Consider the following 21173-nt stretch of genomic DNA (forward strand, 5'->3'; position numbering starts at 1 on the left):
TTTATGGTAAATGTCTACGGCAATACGGTTGATAATGAGACGCGTTGTATTCATTATCAATCCTACTTAGATATTATCGCGATTAAATTTAAATGTTGCGGTAAATATTACCCTTGTTATAAATGTCATAACGAGAACGAAAGTCATGCAACACGAAGATGGTCTAAAGAAGAATTCGACGAACGCGCGATTCTATGCGGCCATTGCGGATATGAACTCACAATAAATGAATATATGATGACTGAAACATGCCCCCATTGCAAAAGCCATTTCAATAATCGTTGTAAATACGATTACCACCACTACTTTAGAATGTAGTTTGACTTAGGCTATTAATTTTTTAGTTGGCGGGTTAAGTGTTTTAAAGATGAGGCTATGAAGCGCGTGCTTCATAGCTTCTTTTTTGAGATTGAAAACCTTGAGTTAAGGGGAGTATCGTGTGTTGTAGGTTTAATTGGCGGCAATGGTTATAATGAAAGTGAGTATTTAAGGATACAGCTTCTATCACAATTGCTTCATACATCAAATTATGATTAAATTTGAGTTGAATCACTTAATTACATGTTGGGGTTTATCAAGAAATGCTAGACGTGATAAACAAAGGGGCTCTGTTTATCAAGATTTCTTAAACGTGATAATCCAAGGGCTTTTGTTTATCAAGACTTTTCAAACGTGATAATTCAAGGGGCTCTGTTTATCAAGATTTCTTAAACGTGATAAACAAAGGGGCTCTGTTTATCAAGATTCTTCAAACGTGATAATCCAAGGGCTTTTGTTTATCAAGATTCTTCAAACGTGATAATCTAACGGCTTCTGTTTATCAAGATTCTTCAAACGTGATAATCCAAGGGCTTTTGTTTATCAAGATTTCTTAAACGTGATAATCCAAGGGCTTTTGTTTATCAAGATTCTTCAAACGTGATAATCCAAGGGCTTTTGTTTATCAAGAATCTTCAAACGTGATAATCCAAGGGCTTCTGTTTATCAAGATTCTTCAAACGTGATAAACCGCACCGGCCCACCATCCAACTCCGCTTCAAACTGCAATAAAAAACCAAGCATGACTCCCTTTAAGAAATCACGCTCGGCTCTCTCAATAAATCAAACTATTATTTTTTAAACGCTTTTTCTAATTCTTCAATCTGCATAATTGATGTCGTTGTAGAACCAGCTGAGAAGTACCACAACTTAGGATCAAGTTCGATAATTTTACCTGACTTAATCGCACTTACATTTTTCAGAACGTCATTGCCTAGTACTTTTTTAGATGACGCTTTACCACTTACAGCTTGACCGCGGTCCATAGCGAATATAATGTCCGGGTTCATTTTGTTGATATACTCGTTAGAGATAACTTGACCATGTGGGCTTTGTTTAATATCTGTATCAGCAGGCGTGAATCCTAAAGTATCGTAAACGAGACTACCGAAGCGATCACCAGGACCGTATGTTGATAATTCGCCTTCGTTAACGAGTAAGTACATACCTTTAGCTTTTAAATCCTTCGTTTTCGCTTTCACACCAGCAATTTTATCTTCTAACTTTTGATTTAATTCCTTAGCTTTATCTTCTTTACCAAAGATTTTTCCTAAATTATCCGTATTCGTTTTAACAGATTTTAAGTAATTTTTATCATCTGCACCCATGTATACCACTTTGGCTTTTGGCGCAGCTTTCTTAAATTCATCTAAGTTCTTTTGATAAGCTGTTCTACTTGATAAGAAGATGATATCTGGTTGGATTTTAGCAACTTTATCAAAGTCAATCGTTTTTAAGTCCCCAGTATTTTCATATTTATCATCTTTAAATTCTTTTAAAAAGTCTGGTAATAACTCTTTATTTTCACCCTTAGGTAAAGCTTTAATCTCATCTTTTACACCAAGTTCTTTTAACGTATCTAACGCACCATAATCAAATACGATAACTTTCTCAGGATTAACAGGCACATCGACTGTTTCAGAAACTTTCTTTTGTTCTTTGCTGTCTTTATTTTCATCACGTAATTTAAAGTTATTCTCTACTTTAATAGTTTTCTCACTTGAAGCTTTTTCACTACTTTTTTCTTCTTTCTTACTAGATTGATTACCACATGCAACTAATAAAAATGCTAAACATATAACGACTAGAAAACTTAATCTTTTCATTAAATTCACTCCTACTGATTTCTTAAATACTTGTCCCCACAATTATATGCGTATCTCTTAACGCGCCATCACTCCTTTCAATAATGCTAACTTGATTGTTTATCCTCGAAATACATGCAGAACTTTTGATTCGAAATCGTTTGTATCGAGACATCCATTTCATAAATCTCTGACAATATCTTGGAATCAATAACATCGTCTTTCGTTCCTTCATGTACAATTCGCCCTTTTTTAAAAGCAATAATATTATCTGAATAACATGACGCAAAGTTAATATCATGAATCACAATAATAATTGTCTTATTTAAATATTCAGCTAGATTTTTCAACGTCTGCATAATCTGAACAGAATGTTTCATATCCAAATTGTTCAACGGTTCATCAAGCAAGATATAATCCGTATTCTGAGCTATCGTCATTGCGATGTACGCCCGTTGCTTTTGCCCGCCTGATAATGTTTTGATATTTCGATGACGAATTTCATCAAGATGTAACAGATTTAGAGCACGGTCAACCTCTTGATGATCATCGTCCTTCAAATAGCCTTTTGAATAAGGGAAACGCCCAAATTGAACAAGCTGCTCAACCGTAATGTTCAGTTCTGTATGATTCGCTTGCTTTAAAATTGAAAGCCTTTTGGCAAGTTCGTTTGTCGGCACTTTGAAAAGCGCATCGCCATCAATATGAACTGAACCACTTTCGAGTTCAATAAGTCGACTAATGAGTGATAAGAATGTACTCTTACCGGCACCATTAGGACCAATAATTGAAGTAAGCTTTCCTTTTTCAATATCAACATTTACATCTTCTAAAATCTTAGTGTCTCTTATATGGACGTCAACGCCTCTTACTTCAATCATGCTAAGTGTCTCCTTTTAACTAGAATGTAGATAAAATAACTGCCGCCTACTAAATTGATGAGAATACTCACTTCATTTGTCGCTTCAAACAACTGTTCAACGCCAAATTGCGCGAGTATCAAAACAATCCAACTCAAACAAATCGTGACAGGTAAAAGATATTTATGTTCATACGTTTTCATAAATTCATGCGCAATATTAATCGTCATGAGTCCAAGAAATGTGATTGGACCAACGAGTGCGGTAGATATGGATACAAGGATTGCGACAAGTATCATCAAGAGTCGTGTGAATACTTCATAACGTATACCTAAGTTTATCGCATGGGCTTTACCAAGCAGTAAGACGTCTAAAGTCGGTAATAAGCGTACGATAGATAGTATGATCATAATCAAAATGATTGCCGAAAGTAATACCAGCTTTGAATTGGAAGCATCGAAACTTGCGAACATTGCACTTTGTATTTGCAAAAAGTCCTCGGGATTAATCAATAATTCAATAAAGCCCGTTATACTTTTAAAGAAAGTTCCCATAACAACGCCCATCAATAAGATCATATAAACTGAGAATTGAAATGTCTTGAAGATAACTTGAAATAATATGAGCGCAAATAACATCATGACAAATACAGTAATGATAAAATTCGCGTAAATATTCGTATTCCAAAATGATTGCACACCGAATACAAAAATCAGAAGAACCTTAATAAATATGTAAACTGCATCAAGTCCCATAATAGACGGTGTTAATAATCGGTTAACGGTTATGGCTTGAAAAATCGTTACCGAAGTGGCGATTGCAGCACCTACAAATAACATTAAGACAAGCTTCCGTACTCGACTTGAAAATTGGTATTCAAATATTTCGAAATCGAGTCCTATAAATAAGTAAGCAATGCTGATTATAAGTGTGACCGCAACAAGCAGTATCAGTTTTTTCTTTTTCTCAAGTAGTTTCATGACGTCGACCTCGAATCAATAACATAATAAATATCACCGTTCCAAATACACCTATCGTGAGACCAATATTCACTTCGTATGGATACACGACAAGACGACCGATCACATCAGAAATCAGCACAAATATAGCACCTAACATTGCTGTATGTGGCAGCGCTGCTTTTAAATGGTCCCCTTTGAAAATAGAAACAATATTCGGAACAATCAATCCTAAGAAAGGTAAAGTTCCAACCGTTACCACAACGAGTGCCGTGATAATCGACGTAAAGAAAAGCCCTAGATTAATAATAAATTGATAATTAAGACCGAGATTTTGGCTAAAATCTTTACCCATACCAGCCATCGTAAATTGGTTCGCAAATATGTAAGTTAAAACTAAAATTGGAATACTTAGATAGAGTACTTCATATCTGCCACTCGTTATAATTGCAAAGTTACCATGCATCCAGTTACCTAAACTTTGAACCGCATTGGTACGCAATGCAAAGAAATTTGTAAAACTCGACACAACAGCGCCCATCATGATGCCTAAGAGCGGCACAAAGATCACATCTTTAAACTTAATCAATTCAACTAACCTTACAAATAGAAAAGTACCTAACAAACTGAAACATATCGCTAAAATAAGCTTCAATAGCCTGCTTGAAGTAGGAATTAATATTAATGAAATTAAAATACCAAACTTCGCCCACTCCATTGTGCCTGCAGTAGTCGGACTAACAAATTTATTTTGAAGCATTTGTTGCATGATTAAACCTGCTAAAGCTAAGCTACTTCCACAAATGATGATACTCATCGTTCTGGGAATGCGACTTGCATATAAAATATTCCACTCTTCATGCGACCATGATGGGATGTGTGTGACATCCAGCTGATGAACGCCAACAAAGAGTGATGTCACCGAACAAATGATTAACACGATGCACAAAAGCCAACCATTCATTAGTAATTTCATAATAGAATCCTCTTTCAATGTGATGTATTTTGCAAATGATAATCAATTTCAATTAAATTTTATCACTTTCCTCACATAAATCAATACTTTATTTAACTTTTGTTAAGATTTTGTTAATAAAAAAGCAGGCTAGACATTCGTCTAACCTGCAATGCTCATATCTTATTGAGTTTTGTGATTAAATACCTAAGTGACCTTTTTGAACGTAACCATTCGCATCGAAGTTGAAACTAATAATCGCGTCATCAATGTTGTAAGTCATACTGAATTGGTTGTTTTCACCTTCTTTTACTTGAGCTGGTTGACCATAAGCTTTAATGATATCTTGTTTACTAATTTGACCTTTCTTAACATCGAAGTTTGCGATGTGTGGCATACCTGCGTCATCGAAGTTTGTAATTTGTGTATCTGCAACATTTTTAATAGCCATAGGTTCTGATTCTTTAGGCGTAACCATATTGATTTTGTAACCGTTTAGCGTCACATTGTTGTGCTTAACTGCATTAACGAATGTCGACTCAACGATAAAGCTAGAATCATAGCTTGTATGACCTTTGTATGCATACCAAGGTCTAATTTGGGGTTTGTATGTTTTATTAGGTGCGTAAATTGTAACTTTATATTCATCTGCGATACGTTGCGTTTCTCTATCTACTGCATGAGAGAATGATTCAGCTGTTTCATGACCATAATGAGGTACATTGTTTTCTAATTCTTGGTACTGAGCTTCAGTCATACCTTTAGGAACAACACCGCCATATGGACGTTGACCTTGAGATGCTTGTGTTTGTGTATGTGCTTGGTCTTCATTTGTAGCTTGATGATCTTCCGCTGCTTCCATAGTCCCTGATACCCCTGTAAATAAAACTGTTGATGCTAAAAGTGACGAAACAAATAAATTTGATTTTTTCATAATTACACTCCTTTGATTTCTTTTACATTACGAATGTTACTATAATATTACAAATATTACTATTAAATGAATGTAAAATTCTTTTTATTATTATTTAAAGTGTTAAATACTTTAATATGATTTAAATTTAATACGTAATACATTTCATTAATTACGATTTCATCGCTTAAATTTTTATATCTCTTTTTTTAAAAGCACTACCGCTAAGTTAAGCCAAATTTAATAAAAAAAAGAGTTAGCACAATTAGAATAACTCCTAATTATACTAACTCTTACAAGCAACAATGTAAGTTTTATTTATCATCAAAGTTAAAGTCTTCATCTTGTAACGCTTCAACATTTAACGCTAGCGTATAGCCATCACCTTTTACTGAGAAGAAGTCATGGTTTTTAGTAGACGTATCTAGCGCATTTTCAATAATTGGGTTGAATTCACGTTCTTCAAAGTAAGGTTCAAAACCTAGGTTTGATAAAGCTTTATTACCGTTATAACGTACATAATTTAAAACATCTTCAGTTAAACCAATAGCGTCATAAAGTCCTTTTGTATAACTCACTTCGTTTTTATATAGTTCATCTAATAATTTATACATTTGTTGATCAGCTTTTTGTTTTTCGCTCTCTGATAATTCATTACGTAGACTTTGAGCATCTAAACCAGTGAATACACCGTGAATAGATTCATCTAAAAGAATCTTTCTGATGATTTCACCTGAAGTCGTCATTCTACCTTGTCCAGCTAAGTATAGTGGATAGTAGAAACCAGAATAGAATAAAAATGTTTCTAAAAATACACTTGAGACACGTGCCATATATTGATCATAGATGGAGGCATCTTTACACCATAATTTATGGTAGTTTGAAACGATTTTATCTGATTTATATTTTAAATGAGGCTCTTCTAAAACCCATTTATCAAGTAATTCATTAGTCTCACTAGATGGAAGTAAAGTCGTGAAGATATGAGAATAACTTTTCGCATGAATTTGTTCCATCATAGCCATAAATGAATACACTGCTTTTTTACGTAAATCTTTCGTATGCATCATAATTAAAGGCATGCCATCATCTGCTTGATGCGTATCTAAACCTGTTAATCCTGCTAAAGCTTTTTTAAAAGCATTCTGTTCATCATCTGTTAAAGTTTTCCAGCTCGCAATGTCTTTTGATACTTTGAATTCTGTTTCAACCCACATTTGTGAGATATTTTGTCTCCAGAACATATTCGTCATATCTTCTTGTGTATTCCAATTGACAGCAATCATTTTAATTCTCCATTCATTTAAATTTCTATTTCGTTAGGCACTTCAATTCATTCTTAATTAAAAGACTGATATAACGTTTGTTTAATATATTACGATCATTTATCGCTAAAATAGAACACCCATTTTCAAAATGGATGTTACTATTTCTATCTATTTAAATGGCACAACTTGTACATTCATCTACGCTTAATAATTTGTTACGTGTATAGTAAAGAGATTTTAACCCTTTGTAGTGTGCATATACATATAAACGTGATAATTCACGTGTAGAAATCTCAGAATTCACGTAAAGAATCGTTGAGATACCTTGGTCAACGTGCGTTTGAATTGTTGCGATTAAATCAATTAATTTCATTTGGTCAGTATTGAATGCTGACTTGTAATACCACATCGTTTGAGGTGATAAGAATGGCATTGGATAAAATGTTTCAGCATTGCCGTAAGTACGACGTTCAATCTGGTCTACAATTGGCATCACTGAGCTTGTAGCATTTTGAACATATGAAATACTTTGTGTCGGCGCAATTGCTAAACGATAAGCATGGTATAAGCCATGTTCTTTAACTTTTTCTGCTAGTGCTTTCCAATCTTCTGTAGTTGGAATATCTAAACCTTCGAATAAAGCTTTAACTTTATCATATTTTGGTGAAAAATCATTTTCAGTATAACGATTAAAATACTCACCGCTTGCGTAATCTGAATCTTCAAAGCCTACATATTTTTCTTGACGGTCTTTTGCAATTTGCATAGAACGTTCGATTGAATAATAGTTCATCATCATGAAGAACGTATTCGCGAAGTCTTTCGCTTCTTCAGATTCATAATTAATATGGTTTTTCGCTAAATAACCATGAAGGTTCATAACACCTAAACCTACTGAGTGAAGTTCACTGTTAGCCTTTTTAACGCCAGGTGCGTTTTGAATATTTGCTTCATCACTTACAAAAGTTAATGCATCCATACCAGTATGAACTGAATCTCTAAACTTGCCTGATTCCATAACATTCACGATGTTCATAGAACCAAGGTTACAAGAAATATCTCGTTTAATTTCATCTTCAATACCGTAATCATTTATAATTGAAGTTTCTTGTAATTGGAAGATTTCTGTACATAAATTACTCATTTTGATTTGACCAATATTAGAGTTAGCATGTACTTTATTCGCATTATCCTTGAACATAAGGTAAGGATAACCAGATTGTAATTGCGTTTGAGCAATAATGTTTAACATCTCACGAGCATCTTTTGCTTTTTTCATGATATTAGGATTCTCAACAAGTTTATCGTAGTAATCATCAATATTAATATCATCTAGTGTTACACCATATTCACGTTCAACAGTGTGTGGTGCGAACATATAGAAGTCCTTACCTTCTTTCGCAAGATCAAAGAATTTAGAAGGTACAATTAATCCTGTTGAAATTGTAGATAGACGTAAATCTTCATCTGCGTTTACCTTTTTTGTATCTAAGAACTCTTCAACATCATAATGGAAGATATTGAGATAAACCGCACCAGCACCTGGACGTTGACCAAGTTGATCGGCATAACTAAAGCCACCTTCTAAGGATTTAGCTACTGGTAGCACACCTTTAGCTACACCTTTAATGCCTTTAATCGCCTCACCTCTAGCACGTAATTTAGATAAGTTGATTGCAACACCGCCGCCAATTTTACTTAATTGTTTAGCTGTAGAGTCGATAAAGTTAATAGAATTTAAGCTATCGTCTACTTCAAGTAAGAAACATGAAACAAGTTCGCCACGACGTGCACGACCTGCATTTAAGAATGTAGGTGTTGCAGGTTGATAACGTTGTTCAATCATCGCTTGGATAAATTGCTTAGCTGTCGCTTTATGACCATCAGCTAAATATAAAGAAACGATGACAACGTGTTCTTTATAATCCTCTAAGTATTGAGTTTTATTATTCGTTTTTAAAGCATAATCTTTAAAGAATTTACTTGCTGACATGTAACTCGCAAAAGTAAAAGGTAAATTCTGAGCAAAATCTGTAATTTCTCTTAAGTCCGCTTCACTGTACTTTTCAAACACATCGAAATAAAAATCCTGATCTACTAAGTAATGTAAGCGCTCAATCGCATCGTCAAAATAGATTGTATGATCTTTAATTTCTTCCAGGTAATTCTCTAAAGCTTCTTGGTCCTTCTCAAGGTTGAAGAAGCCATTCTCTTTACGCTTAGTAACTTCATTATTTAGTTCAATATGGTTATATGTTTTTTGTTCCATCGTCTTCATCAAAAATTGCCCACCTTATCCTTAAATTCTATAACGTCCTGCTTATTGCCTTGTAACTCAAATTTCATAAGTAAGGGTACATGATATTTATCCGCAACAACACGGCCTGCTTTCGCAAAATTCTGTCCCCAATTTCTATTGCCACTCGCTGCTACAGCTGATAGATTGGCATGATTGATGTCTAAAAATTGTTGTACCGGTTCTGGAACCTCCCCAAAGCCGATTGTACCCGTGACTAATATAAAAGCTTCATCTAATTTTGTATGCATGTTATCAGATGTTATCTCGAACGTATCTTCGATTTCAGTACGCTTAATAAATCTTCTAACATTGCCTGTGAATGAAAAATACACAACTTTCATATCGCCACCTGCTTTCTTAACATTCTAATTATGTATGTTCGAACACGACTACATATAGTATATGAAAATTGTTAAATAAGAAGTAAATTGTTTGAGTTTTTGTTTGAAAACATAATAAAACGGGTGTAAATCAACTATAATGATGTGATTCCAATCTATATTTGTTTTATTCCAAACCACAATATATTGTGTTTGATTTCAATCACTCATACTATATTATGTGTTCATTATACATAACTCATAATTAGATTTAAAGACAAACACCTAGTGAAAAATGTCACCTTTTGTCATATTAAGCGATGAAATTGCATCTACATCCACTCACTAAGAATTTATGACAGAATTTAAAACTTCTTTAGAACACACTTTTATACGTAAAATTTTCACGATACTTCAACACGATAAAACATCACTGTTCGCTTATCGAACATATGTTCTATTTATAGAATAGCCTATTCTTAAATTAATTTCAACTGTATAGGAAATTAAATACAAATATGCTAATATAGATACGTTAAAATTTAGAATTGAGGCGATTTTGGTTTGAATTCAAAATTAAAAGGTATTATCGCAATCTTAATTTCAGCTATCGGATTTAGTTTTATGGCTGTATTTTTTAGATTATCTGGTGATTTACCTGTCTTTCAGAAATCTTTAGCAAGAAACCTAGTGGCTATGTTTATACCCTTGTTTTTTATTCTTAAATACAAACAACCATTTTTTGGTAAACTTTCAAGTCAACCACTATTGTTTTCTCGCTCAACATTAGGATTACTAGGCGTTTTATTAAACATTTACGCCATTGATCATATGGTACTTAGTGACGCAGATATTCTTATGAAACTTAACCCATTTTGGACGATTTTATTAAGTTTAATTTTCCTCCATGAAAAGGTAAGAAAATACCAATGGATCGCTATGATTATTGCAATATTAGGGATGTTACTCATCGTTAAGCCAGAATTTTCATCATCAGTGATTCCAGCTATTGGTGGCTTACTTTCAGGAATTTTCGCAGCAAGTGCTTATACTTGTGTACGTGCACTAAGTGCTAAAGAGAAACCTTATACAATCGTATTTTACTTCTCTTTCTTTTCAGTCATAGCATTAATTCCATTCGTTATATTTACGTATGAACCAATGACTACGAAACAAATTTTATTATTAATAGGTGCAGGTCTTTCAGCTGCCGTTGGTCAGATCGGGATTACCGTTGCTTATAGTTATGCGCCAGCAAAAGACATTTCAATATTCACATACGCATCTATCATATTCACAGCAGTATTCGGTTTCTTCTTATTTAATGAAACACCTGACCCATTCGCAATTGCAGGTTATGTCATTATTCTAGGAGCAAGTTATTACATGTTCCAAAAAGCGAGAAGAAGTCGCATTTCATAACTATTAAAGGAGTGTTTACATGAGTAGAGAAAAGCACGAATTAGACGATCTAACATTGCTCGGTAACAAAAACAATACGTATCATTTCGATTATGATCCAAAATTATTAGAGTCATTTGATAATAAACATCCAAACCGTGATTACTTTGTAAAATTTAATTGTCCTGAATTTACATCACTATGTCCTATCACAGGACAACCAGACTTTGCTACCATTTATATTTCATACATCCCTAATATTAAGATGGTAGAATCTAAGTCACTGAAACTTTATTTATTTAGCTTCAGAAATCATGGGGATTTCCATGAAGATTGTATGAATATTATTATGAATGACTTAATCGATTTAATGGATCCTCACTATATAGAAGTATGGGGCAAATTCACGCCACGTGGCGGTATTTCAATTGACCCTTATACGAACTATGGTAAGCCTGGAACGAAATACGAAAAGATGGCCGAACATCGCTTAATGAATCACGATTTATATCCTGAAAAGATCGATAATCGTTAGATTTGTATAAATTATTTATAAGCAACAAATTGTTAAGGAGTTAAGTTCACAATATCTTAACTCCTTTTCTTTATGTCGAGTTAAATATTAAAAATTTTCAAAAAACTTCTTGTTAAATCAAATTGTAACGTATAAAATAAAATTCAGAGATATCGAGAGGTGAAGTTATGGGAAACACACATTACACTAAAGAAGAAATTATCGAAAGCACACCGCGTTCAGGATTCTTTGCGCATCCTAAAGGATTAGGAACACTCTTTTTCACAGAGTTTTGGGAACGATTTAGTTACTATGGCATGAAAGCCATCCTGGCATATTACATATACTATTCGGTTGCTAAAGGTGGATTTGGCATTGAGCAAGGTCTAGCACTACAAATCGTGTCTATCTACGGTGCCCTTGTTTACATGAGTGGTATTATTGGTGGTTGGATAGCCGATAGAATAACAGGCACACGCCACGCGTTATTCTATGGTGGTATATTGATCATGATTGGTCATATTCTACTGTCATTACCGAATAATTTCACATTATTATTACTAGCATTATTGTTCTTAATTATTGGTACCGGATTACTCAAACCAAATATTTCATCAACAGTTGGTTTACTTTATGAAAAGAACGATCCAAGATTAGATTCAGCATTCACAATCTTTTACATGTCTATTAACATGGGTGCGTTCTTATCACCTTTATTAATTGGTTGGTTACAAGTAAACGTAGGATTCCATGCCGGCTTTGCTGTAGCAGCAATTGGTATGTTTATAGGTCTTGTGATTTACTTCTTCACTAATAAAAAGCACTTAGGCTTAGCAGGTGTTGAAGTCCCTGACCCATTATCAAAAGATGAAAGATCTAAATTCATTAAAATTATAAGTGTCGCAGTAATTGCTATTATCGCTGTAACTGTATTATTAGCAGTCATGAACAAACTTTCTCTTGAAAGTTTTGCGAATATTGTGTCTATTTTAGGCGTTGTTATTCCTTTCATTTACATTGCACGTATTATTTCAAGCCATAAAACGAAATCTCACGAGCGAAAACGCGTACTTGCTTATATACCTTTATTCGTAGCATCTGTAGCATTCTGGATGATTCAAGAACAAGGTTCAACAATCATTGCTCAATTTGCAGATACTAAAACACAACTTAGCATGTCTAAATTAACTGGTGGCGCCATTGATTTTAATATTCCAGCTTCATGGTTCCAATCAATTAACCCATTAGTAATCATTATCTGTGCCCCACTATTTTCTTTAATGTGGGTCAAGTTAGGTAAATTTAACCCTTCTACTGTAGTTAAGTTCGCTATTGGTACAGTTTTAGGTGGTATTTCATACATCATAATGGTTATTCCTTTAAGTGGCGAAGTAACTTTAATTCATCCAATGTGGATTTTCTTGAGTTTATTACTCGTTACTTTAGGAGAATTATGCATCTCACCTATTGGGTTATCGACAACTACGAAATTAGCACCTGAAGCATTTACAGCACAAATGATGAGTATTTGGTTCTTATCTAACGCAATGGCTCAAGGCTTAAACGCGCAAATGGTTAAAGTTTATACAACGATTAGCCAAGGTGACTACTTCTTATATTCAGGCATTATTGCCATTAGCATAGGTGTCGTGCTCTTATTATTTAGTCCATTCATTAAAAAATTAATGGCTGGCGTGAAATAATCGAAAACATAAAAAATTACGTAACTTTTATAAAAGCAAAATAATCGTCATCATGACGGTTGTTTTGCTTCTTTTTTATGCATAATACATTGATTTTATTGATTAATAACAAATAAATTAAAACAGAAATTAACATTTCTAATATTGTTGATTTTCTAAATTTTGTTGTAATTTAGCAAATAAAGACGTATGATTTTAAATATCGACGAAATTATATATTAAGGGAAAAAGAAAGGTGTCTTTTAAAATGAGAAATAACAATAATCGTGGTGCACCGACCGAAATCCCTCAGACCGGATTCTTTGGACATCCAAGCGGTTTAGGGATACTTTTTTCAGTTGAATTTTGGGAGAGATTCAGTTACTACGGCATGCGTGCACTACTCATCTTCTATATGTATTATGCGATAGAAGATGGTGGGCTAGGACTCGAACAAACGACCGCTCAGTCGATTCTATCAATCTACGGGTCGTTAATTTTCATGACGTCTATTCTTGGGGGATGGATTGCAGATAGAATTTTAGGTACAAGGTCAGCAACTTTCCTAGGTGGCGTATTAATTATAATCGGCCACATATTCTTAAGTTTACCGATAGGCGGCCTTGTCGCATTATGCATTTCGATGTTCTTTATTATCATTGGATCAGGTTTAATGAAACCGAACATTTCAAATATCGTTGGTCGTTTATATCCTAAAGGCGACTCAAGAATGGACTCAGGTTTCGTTATATTTTATATGGCAGTCAATATGGGTGCCCTTATCGCACCTATTGCACTTACGCATTTCGAGAAGACTAAAAACTTCCATGGCGGTTTCTTAATTGCAGCAATTGGTATGGGATTAGCTCTAGTTATCTACCTACTATTCACACGTAATACGCTAGGTCAAGTTGGGTTAAAACCAGAAGACCCTTTATCTCATAAAGAAAAGAAACTCTACGGTAAGATTTTCGGTTTCTCAACATTAGCACTCGTTATTGCAGCTATCATAGGTTTAATGACACAAACCTTAACGTTCGACTTAATTAGTTATATCGTATTAGTGCTCGGTTTAGTTTTACCAATCGTATACTTCACGATCATGATTCGCAGTAAAGAAGTATCAGATACTGAACGATCACGTGTTTACGCATTCATACCATTGTTTGTAGTTGGTGTCATTTTCTGGTCTATTCAAGAACAAGGTGCGAACGTACTGAACGTGTTTGCTAAAAAGAGCGCTGATTTATCGCTCAATTTATTCGGATTAGAGTTTGATTTTCCATTGACGTGGTTTCAAACGATCAATCCTTTCTTTATCGTAGTATTCGCACCTATTATTTCATTCTTATGGAAAAAGCTTGATAAGTATGAACCAAGCTTACCAATGAAGTTCGCAATCGGTTTAATGTTCGCAGGTGCTTCATTTATACTAATGATGGTTGTTATTATGATGACAGGAAGCGCTAAAATCGCGGTATTTTGGATTATTCTTTCATACATGATTTGCGTTATTGGTGAGTTATTGATTTCGCCAACAGGTAGTAGTTCTGCTGTTAAATTAGCACCTCTAAAATTTAACGCGCAAATGATGAGTCTTTGGTTACTTACTAATGCAACTGCACAAGCTTTAAATGGACAACTCGTGAAATTAATTCCTATTTTAGGAGACCGCAATTACTTTGGCTTTATCGGTGGTTTCGCTGTTTTAATAGGTATCGTGATTTTCTTAATCACACCTATCATAAAGAGAAGTATGAAAGGTATTCACTAATAATAAATCAATGCAAAGCGCACAAATTCATGTGCGCTTTTTTAAATATGAATAAACGCATTATACCAGTAATTAACAAACAATTTAGAATATTAGTGATATAAAATTTTCAATAATGCAGATTCAACGAAAGCTTTGATATGTTATAATTTAAAAGTAAATTTAGTTGTAAAACATTATAGTTTTAAATATACACATTACATAAGAGGAAAAATGATGAGATTTTCAATATCCCTATTTTTATTATTATTATACATATTACCAATACCATTTATTTTGTTGTATTGCGTTTACGAATATCATTATAAGTACATATATATAATAGTTACATTACTATATTTTCTGGTTTCATGTTTTCAATTAAGATATTTATCCATTTTCAGGATTAACGTAGGCCACCTCATCATGCTTTGTACATCTTTATTCGCTTATGAGAGTATCGCTGTTAATAGTGCTTGGGAATGGACGTTTAATAAATATGAACCGATTTATTTCATCTTTTTAACGACGCTCTTATTATATATCTTTCAAATGCTATTATTAGTGTCTTTTAGAAAAAGAAAGGTATTATAAATAAAATAGATACAAACATAAGCAAGCGTATTTATCTTTGCCAAAGAGACAAAATAAAGTATAAAATATGTAATGAACATACAAAATTTACCTTTAAGAAAGTAGGTTATTTTATGTCTCATAATTATGAACATGGCATTCTTTTTTATCATGAACATTCTGGTTTAGATGATATCAACCTAGGTATTGGTACTGCAACGCAATATTTAAGTCAGATGTGTAAGCGCGTAACTGTTCAACTTAGTGAAGAAAAAGGACAAATTAAAGACTATTGTAAAAAGATAAAAGAACAAACGTATGCCGAAGATGCTGATATTTTATTCATTTTAGGCGGAGATGGCACAGTCAATGAGCTTGTAAATGGCGTATGTGAGAATGGATTAAACTTACCAATCGGCGTATTACCTGGTGGTACATTTAAAGATTTTACTAAAACACTTAATTTAGATGGTAACTTTAAAAAGGCAAGTGAACAATTACCTCAAACTACTCAGAAAGCATATGATGTTATGAAAGTTAACGGTGAATATGCACTCAACTTCGCTGGTATGGGGCTTATGGTTCAAAACGCTGAGAATGTTCAAGATGGTTCAAAGGATATCTTTGGTAAATTAAGTTATATTGGATCTACGATTAAAACTTTAGCGAATCCAACACACTTTGATTATAAAATGAAAGTAGACGACTATACTGAAGAAGGCGACACATCTATGATTCTTATCGCTAACGGCCGCTTTATCGGTGGCGGTAAAATTCCTATGACCGACATGACGCCGGATGATGGTACGTTAAATGTTTTCATTTTTAACGATTATAGTGTGAGTATCATGAAAGATATTTTTAGCTTACGTGATAGTATGAATTGGAACGAAATTAGTGAAAATATTGGACATGTTGAAGGTAAGCACATTCAAATTGAAACATCACCGACTATGAAGGTTGATGTCGATGGCGAAATTGCTTACGAAACACCTATAGACATCGAAATCTTACCGCAACATATTGAAATCCTGACACTACAATAAAATAAATGATATTGATAAAAAACATATTAAACCCGATTCCACACGACCAAAGTCACGATCGCAAAATCTTAACTGTATGTTTAAGATTACGACAAATGACTGGTAAACGCGTGAAATCGGGTCTTTTTTTAGTTTAGAAAGTAAGCTTCGACTTCTTTCCAGTTATTTAAACGTGTAAACTCAGTTTCGTTTACATTATGTGGTGCTGTAAACATAAGTGGTTTACCTGTATGAATACGTAGTTGTTTCGGATTATCGTCAATCAAATAATCTGTAAGTGCGACATTTTTACGTCCACAGAATACGAAATGTTGTGGGTCTAGGAATGCGAAATGTTCACGTAACCAATCATATTTATCACTAAATGAAGTCGGCACATCCATAGCTGCTGTAACGATATAAATATCGTAATGTTCATTTAACTTCTTAACAACTTCAACTGCATCAGGAATCACTTTTAAGCGTCTGAAAAAGCCGTTACTCGCAAGTATATCCTTAATCACAGCTTGATGTTCAGGCATAACATTGCGTAACTTATCGCCTTCAAGACTTTCCAACGTAACGCCTAATTCTGTCTTTTTATTAAACTCTTCTAAAAGTGAGCCAACCGTATCAGCTAGCACTTCATCCATATCTATACCTATAGATTCTCTTGCCATGAATTACAACTCCCTTTTAATAGTAGCACCACAAGTATATCAAATTTGTATATGAATCACACGCAATCATTATCACACTAAAAAAGCGGTAGAGAAATACCAATGATTTCTTCTACCACTTCTTTATCAGGGTTTTACGCTATTAAAACAACATTTAAAATTCAAATGACTCTAATACGCGTCTAACTTTATCATTTTGATCTTCGAAGCCAATTGAAATGCGTAAGCCATCAGGGAATTCTCTCGTAATTGCCCCTACTTCTAATAGTGCTTCATATAAATCGTGAGGTCGATCCGTTTTAACGTAGATGAAGTTTGTTTCACTATCATAGAAGTGCTTACTTGCTTCAAGTTCATAGAATTTTTCACGCTCAGTAACAACTTTAGATGTAACATCTTTTAAATAATCTTGGTCTTCAAGTGCTGCTTGAGCTGCTACTTGCGTTAAGACACCAATATCAAATGGCGGTCTAATTATATCCCAGTTGTTGACGTGAGATTCGTCCGCAATGACATAACCGATACGTAAACCAGCTAAACCATAAGCTTTGGAGAAAGTACGTAATAATACGACGTTTTGATATTTGTCTTGTAGTTCGAATGTATTCGGATAATCTTCTTGGTTAACGAATTCAAAGTAAGCTTCGTCCACCATTACCAATACGTCATCAGGCACTTGTGAAATAAAGTTTTCAAGCGCTTCATGCGTTACATAAGTACCTGTTGGATTATTCGGATTACAAATCCAAACCATCTTTGTTTTGTCATCAATTTCATTTAAAATGCCATCTAAATCAAAGTAACCGTCCTTTAAAGGTACTTCAACAACTTCAGCGCCTTCTACAATCGCATTGCGTTTATATTGGCCGAATGTTGCTTCACTAGTAACGATTTTATCGCCATCATCAAGTTCAGTGCGTGTAATCGTTAGAATTGCTTCGTCTAAACCAGCGCCAAAGAATAATGTTTTGGGATTAATATTGTAAAATTCACTTAATGCTTCACGTACTTGAGGTACATCTGTTTCAGGATAATAGAAGATGCGATCTAAGTTTTCTTGAATCGCTTCTTTAACTTTCGGTGAAGGTCCATAAACGTTCTCGTTAGATGCGAGTTTAAATAAATCAACGTCAAGGTTATATTTATCTTTTAATCCTTCTGGTGATAAACCAGCTTGGTAAGCTTGCATGTCTTTTAATTGTTCCTTCATAAGACCACCTCAGTTTCTATGTTTTAGATATTATAATTTAATTATAAATCTTTTACACAATAAAAATCAATCAGACGACTTTAGAAGCCCTTCTTTTTCAAGATATTCACGTGCTACTTTCTCTGGTGATTCACCTTCTACAGACACTTTATAGTTCATCTCTTGCATGTCTTCATCAGAAATTTTGTTCTCAAGTTTATTTAACGGTTTCTTAATTTCTTCATGTTTTTCGATGTAGGACTTTTTAAACATTGGCGCACCTTGATAAGGCGGAAACACTTTCTTATCATCTTCTAGCACAATCATATCGTATTTCTTAAGTTCTGCATCTGTTGAATAAGCGTCGATGAGATTGATATCACCCTTTTCAACAGCTTGATAACGTAACTTAGGTTCCATTGTTTTTACGTCATCAAAGTTTAAGCTATAGGATTTCTTAATTGCTTTAAATCCATCACCGCGGTCATTAAATTCCATAGTGAAACCAGGTTTAATTTCGTCTTCAACCTTTTTCAAGTCGCTAATCGTTTTGAGGTCGTGTTCTTCAGCAAAGTCTTTCTTAACCGCAAGCGCGTATGTGTTGTTAAATTTCATTGGTTTTAACATCGTCATATCATGTTTTTTCTCAAGACTTTGTTTCGCTTGGTTGTATACTTTATCTGCATCTTTAGATTTAGGCGGTTCTTTTGTAAGTTCGCCTAAAACCGTACCTGTAAACTCAAGGTAACCATCTATGTCTCCAGATTTTAAAGCGTTAAATAAGAATGATGTTTTACCTAAACCATCTTCTACTTTTACCGTGTCATCTGTTTCTTCTTCAATCAGAATCTTATACATATGTGTAATAATCGAAGGCTCAGCACCTAACTTACCAGCTATTGTGATATTGTCACCCTTCTTCGTGAGCATAGGACCTACGATGACGAGTAACATAGCGAGTAAAATACTTAACAGGATGATTAAGGCCTTTTTATAAGAGACGCGCTCTAAATAACGAAGCACAAAGTCAAATAGGATGGCTAAAATCGCAGCCGGTATTGCACCAATAAGAATTAACGATGCATCATTGCGATCGATACCGAGTAAGATAAGATCACCAAGACCACCTGCACCAATTAAAGCTGCGAGTGTAGCCGTACCAACGATAAGCACCATAGCTGTTCGAATCCCTGCCATAATGACGGGCATTGCGATTGGTAACTCTACTTTAGTTAAACGTCGTAACGGCTTCATACCAATACCTTTAGCCGCTTCAACAAGAGAGCCGTCTACTTCCTTAATACCCGTGTAAGTATTACGGAGAATCGGCAATAATGCATACACGACTAACGCAATTATAGCTGGTACTTTACCGATACCGAATAACGGAATCATTAAACCAAGTAAGGCGAGTGATGGAATCGTTTGAAGCACCGCCGCTATATTAATCACGATTTCTGAAATTTTCTTCGTCTTAGTTAATAAGATACCGAGTGGCACACCAATTAATCCCGCGATTAACAGTGCTATAAAGGATAATTGAATATGCTCGATTAACACTTGCAACAGTTCAGACTTACGTTCTGCTAACGTTTCGAAGAATTGTTTCATGATAACGCACCTCTTTGACTATGAGCTAAGAAAGTAAAGACGTCTTGTCGGTTAAGCTGGTAAAACATTTCGCCATCACAACATACCAAGACGTTATCTGAACGGGATAACTCATCATAAATATCTTGTATCGTCGCATCTTCACTCACGACTGGTAAACTCGGATCTTCATCCGTCTTAGGTAAGTGAATTTGGTTAATAATATCTTTCACCGTCACTTGTTTAATCATATATGCGTCTAAGTCACCAATAAATTGTCTTACGAACTCATTTTTCGGCTGCGTCATAAATTCATCAGGTGTTCCAATTTGTTCTTGGTGCCCCTCATTTAAAAGACAGATACGATCACCTAATTTGAAGGCTTCTTGTATGTCATGCGTCACGAAGACAATCGTTTTCTTAATCTTACTTTGAATATTTAATAAATCATCTTGAAGTTTTTCTCTACTAATTGGATCTAATGCACTAAACGGTTCATCCATGAGAATAACAGGTGGATCTGCAGCTAATGCACGAAGCACCCCAACTCTTTGACGTTGCCCACCTGATAACTGATGAGGCAGACGGTCTTTATAAACTTCAGGTTCTAAACCAACCATTTCCATAAGTTCGTTAACACGGGCGTCAATGCGCTTAGCGTCCCATTTCTTCATTTGAGGCACTTGCGCGATATTATCTTTAATCGTCATATGCGGAAATAAAGCAATTTGTTGAAGCACATAACCAATATCCCATCTCATTTCATGAACAGGATAACTACTTATTGGTTTGTCGTTGAAATAGATAAACCCGTCTGTTAAAGGGATTAAGCGGTTAATCATCTTAAGTGTAGTCGTTTTACCGCAACCAGATGGTCCAATTAAGACGAAAAATTCGCCCTCTTTAATATTAAAGCTTAAGTCATCTACGGCTACTTTATCCTTGTAACGCTTGGTCACATTCTTGAATTGAATCATATCATTACCTCTTTTAATATGTATTTTTAACAAAAGATGATAAATTAATGTAAGTTTAGAGTATATTCCAAATTTTTACAACATTTAATATT

At 34.3% G+C, this 21173-nt stretch carries 18 protein-coding genes; 6 read left to right on the forward strand and 12 right to left on the reverse strand.

Annotated elements, in window-relative coordinates; translation table 11 throughout:
• Positions 1 to 3: 3 nt before the first annotated feature.
• Positions 4 to 318, forward strand: a complete 315-nt coding sequence (locus A33S_RS11985) for a CHY zinc finger protein (protein ID WP_009383090.1) — start codon at positions 4 to 6, stop codon at positions 316 to 318.
• Between the two features lie 791 nt (positions 319 to 1109).
• On the opposite strand, the gene A33S_RS0105865 is transcribed toward A33S_RS11985, so the two are convergent.
• The 8 genes from A33S_RS0105865 to nrdI form a co-directional block, all read right to left on the reverse strand.
• A complete protein-coding gene (locus A33S_RS0105865; RefSeq protein WP_017176638.1) occupies positions 1110 to 2144 on the reverse strand; it encodes a ferrated catecholamine ABC transporter substrate-binding lipoprotein SstD in 1035 nt (344 codons plus the stop codon).
• A gap of 86 nt (positions 2145 to 2230) precedes the next feature.
• The gene (locus tag A33S_RS0105870; protein WP_009383094.1) at positions 2231 to 3004 is read right to left on the reverse strand and encodes an iron ABC transporter ATP-binding protein; all 774 of its coding nucleotides are present in this window, start codon (positions 3002 to 3004) and stop codon (positions 2231 to 2233) included.
• Complete coding sequence (locus tag A33S_RS0105875; protein ID WP_009383095.1) at positions 3001 to 3963, reverse strand: iron chelate uptake ABC transporter family permease subunit; 963 nt, start codon at positions 3961 to 3963, stop codon at positions 3001 to 3003. The genes A33S_RS0105870 and A33S_RS0105875 overlap by 4 nt, the downstream gene beginning before the upstream one ends.
• Positions 3950 to 4918, reverse strand: a complete 969-nt coding sequence (locus A33S_RS0105880) for an ABC transporter permease (RefSeq protein ID WP_017176639.1) — start codon at positions 4916 to 4918, stop codon at positions 3950 to 3952. Before A33S_RS0105880 ends, A33S_RS0105875 begins: the two co-directional genes overlap by 14 nt.
• Before the next feature lie 178 nt (positions 4919 to 5096).
• Positions 5097 to 5831, reverse strand: a complete 735-nt coding sequence (gene isaB, locus A33S_RS0105885) for an immunodominant staphylococcal antigen IsaB family protein (protein ID WP_009383097.1) — start codon at positions 5829 to 5831, stop codon at positions 5097 to 5099.
• A gap of 293 nt (positions 5832 to 6124) precedes the next feature.
• On the reverse strand, positions 6125 to 7096 hold the full coding sequence (gene nrdF, locus A33S_RS0105890) for a class 1b ribonucleoside-diphosphate reductase subunit beta (protein WP_009383098.1): 972 nt from the start codon (positions 7094 to 7096) through the stop codon (positions 6125 to 6127).
• 154 nt (positions 7097 to 7250) lie between these two features.
• The gene (gene nrdE, locus A33S_RS0105895) at positions 7251 to 9356 is read right to left on the reverse strand and encodes a class 1b ribonucleoside-diphosphate reductase subunit alpha (RefSeq protein ID WP_009383099.1); all 2106 of its coding nucleotides are present in this window, start codon (positions 9354 to 9356) and stop codon (positions 7251 to 7253) included.
• Positions 9356 to 9718 carry a class Ib ribonucleoside-diphosphate reductase assembly flavoprotein NrdI gene (gene nrdI, locus A33S_RS0105900; RefSeq protein ID WP_009383100.1) on the reverse strand — a complete coding sequence of 121 codons (363 nt, stop codon included), beginning with the start codon at positions 9716 to 9718 and terminating at the stop codon, positions 9356 to 9358. Before nrdI ends, nrdE begins: the two co-directional genes overlap by 1 nt.
• A gap of 543 nt (positions 9719 to 10261) precedes the next feature.
• Here nrdI and A33S_RS0105905 point away from each other — a divergent pair.
• The 5 genes from A33S_RS0105905 (at position 10262) to A33S_RS0105925 (ending at position 16666) form a co-directional block, all read left to right on the forward strand.
• Positions 10262 to 11119 (forward strand): DMT family transporter, encoded by an 858-nt coding sequence (locus tag A33S_RS0105905; RefSeq protein WP_009383101.1) that lies wholly within the window; start codon positions 10262 to 10264, stop codon positions 11117 to 11119.
• Positions 11120 to 11138: 19 nt separating this feature from the next.
• Positions 11139 to 11633, forward strand: coding sequence for a preQ(1) synthase (gene queF, locus A33S_RS0105910; RefSeq protein WP_009383102.1), 495 nt, complete (start codon positions 11139 to 11141; stop codon positions 11631 to 11633).
• Positions 11634 to 11800: 167 nt separating this feature from the next.
• Positions 11801 to 13315 carry a peptide MFS transporter gene (locus A33S_RS0105915; RefSeq protein ID WP_017176640.1) on the forward strand — a complete coding sequence of 505 codons (1515 nt, stop codon included), beginning with the start codon at positions 11801 to 11803 and terminating at the stop codon, positions 13313 to 13315.
• Between the two features lie 247 nt (positions 13316 to 13562).
• Complete coding sequence (locus A33S_RS0105920; protein ID WP_009383105.1) at positions 13563 to 15068, forward strand: peptide MFS transporter; 1506 nt, start codon at positions 13563 to 13565, stop codon at positions 15066 to 15068.
• Positions 15069 to 15754: 686 nt separating this feature from the next.
• On the forward strand, positions 15755 to 16666 hold the full coding sequence (locus A33S_RS0105925; protein WP_009383106.1) for a diacylglycerol/lipid kinase family protein: 912 nt from the start codon (positions 15755 to 15757) through the stop codon (positions 16664 to 16666).
• A 128-nt stretch (positions 16667 to 16794) separates the two neighbouring features.
• On the opposite strand, the gene A33S_RS0105930 is transcribed toward A33S_RS0105925, so the two are convergent.
• The 4 genes from A33S_RS0105930 to A33S_RS0105945 all read right to left on the reverse strand — a co-directional run bounded on the left by A33S_RS0105930 (position 16795) and on the right by A33S_RS0105945 (position 21081).
• Positions 16795 to 17325 (reverse strand): 5' nucleotidase, NT5C type, encoded by a 531-nt coding sequence (locus A33S_RS0105930; protein WP_009383107.1) that lies wholly within the window; start codon positions 17323 to 17325, stop codon positions 16795 to 16797.
• Positions 17326 to 17479: 154 nt separating this feature from the next.
• On the reverse strand, positions 17480 to 18535 hold the full coding sequence (gene hisC, locus A33S_RS0105935) for a histidinol-phosphate transaminase (RefSeq protein ID WP_017176641.1): 1056 nt from the start codon (positions 18533 to 18535) through the stop codon (positions 17480 to 17482).
• Positions 18536 to 18601: 66 nt separating this feature from the next.
• On the reverse strand, positions 18602 to 20125 hold the full coding sequence (locus A33S_RS0105940) for an ABC transporter permease/substrate-binding protein (protein WP_009383109.1): 1524 nt from the start codon (positions 20123 to 20125) through the stop codon (positions 18602 to 18604).
• Positions 20122 to 21081 carry an ABC transporter ATP-binding protein gene (locus A33S_RS0105945; protein WP_009383110.1) on the reverse strand — a complete coding sequence of 320 codons (960 nt, stop codon included), beginning with the start codon at positions 21079 to 21081 and terminating at the stop codon, positions 20122 to 20124. The genes A33S_RS0105940 and A33S_RS0105945 overlap by 4 nt, the downstream gene beginning before the upstream one ends.
• Positions 21082 to 21173 lie beyond the last annotated feature (92 nt).

Source organism: Staphylococcus massiliensis CCUG 55927, assembly GCF_000298075.1.
GTDB classification, from domain to species: domain Bacteria; phylum Bacillota; class Bacilli; order Staphylococcales; family Staphylococcaceae; genus Staphylococcus; species Staphylococcus massiliensis.

Excerpts from the sequence above, each read along its gene's own strand:
- nrdI (WP_009383100.1), bottom strand. The coding sequence starts at position 9,718 with ATGAAAGTTGTGTATTTTTCATTCACAGGCAATGTTAGAAGATTTATT.
- A33S_RS0105875 (WP_009383095.1), bottom strand. The coding sequence starts at position 3,963 with ATGAAACTACTTGAGAAAAAGAAAAAACTGATACTGCTTGTTGCGGTC.
- A33S_RS0105880 (WP_017176639.1), bottom strand. The coding sequence starts at position 4,918 with ATGAAATTACTAATGAATGGTTGGCTTTTGTGCATCGTGTTAATCATT.
- A33S_RS0105940 (WP_009383109.1), bottom strand. The coding sequence starts at position 20,125 with ATGAAACAATTCTTCGAAACGTTAGCAGAACGTAAGTCTGAACTGTTG.
- nrdF (WP_009383098.1), bottom strand. The coding sequence starts at position 7,096 with ATGATTGCTGTCAATTGGAATACACAAGAAGATATGACGAATATGTTC.
- A33S_RS0105930 (WP_009383107.1), bottom strand. The coding sequence starts at position 17,325 with ATGGCAAGAGAATCTATAGGTATAGATATGGATGAAGTGCTAGCTGAT.
- hisC (WP_017176641.1), bottom strand. The coding sequence starts at position 18,535 with ATGAAGGAACAATTAAAAGACATGCAAGCTTACCAAGCTGGTTTATCA.
- A33S_RS0105945 (WP_009383110.1), bottom strand. The coding sequence starts at position 21,081 with ATGATTCAATTCAAGAATGTGACCAAGCGTTACAAGGATAAAGTAGCC.
- queF (WP_009383102.1), top strand. The coding sequence starts at position 11,139 with ATGAGTAGAGAAAAGCACGAATTAGACGATCTAACATTGCTCGGTAAC.
- A33S_RS0105865 (WP_017176638.1), bottom strand. The coding sequence starts at position 2,144 with ATGAAAAGATTAAGTTTTCTAGTCGTTATATGTTTAGCATTTTTATTA.
- A33S_RS0105915 (WP_017176640.1), top strand. The coding sequence starts at position 11,801 with ATGGGAAACACACATTACACTAAAGAAGAAATTATCGAAAGCACACCG.
- nrdE (WP_009383099.1), bottom strand. The coding sequence starts at position 9,356 with ATGAAGACGATGGAACAAAAAACATATAACCATATTGAACTAAATAAT.
- A33S_RS0105870 (WP_009383094.1), bottom strand. The coding sequence starts at position 3,004 with ATGATTGAAGTAAGAGGCGTTGACGTCCATATAAGAGACACTAAGATT.
- A33S_RS11985 (WP_009383090.1), top strand. The coding sequence starts at position 4 with ATGGTAAATGTCTACGGCAATACGGTTGATAATGAGACGCGTTGTATT.
- A33S_RS0105925 (WP_009383106.1), top strand. The coding sequence starts at position 15,755 with ATGTCTCATAATTATGAACATGGCATTCTTTTTTATCATGAACATTCT.
- isaB (WP_009383097.1), bottom strand. The coding sequence starts at position 5,831 with ATGAAAAAATCAAATTTATTTGTTTCGTCACTTTTAGCATCAACAGTT.
- A33S_RS0105920 (WP_009383105.1), top strand. The coding sequence starts at position 13,563 with ATGAGAAATAACAATAATCGTGGTGCACCGACCGAAATCCCTCAGACC.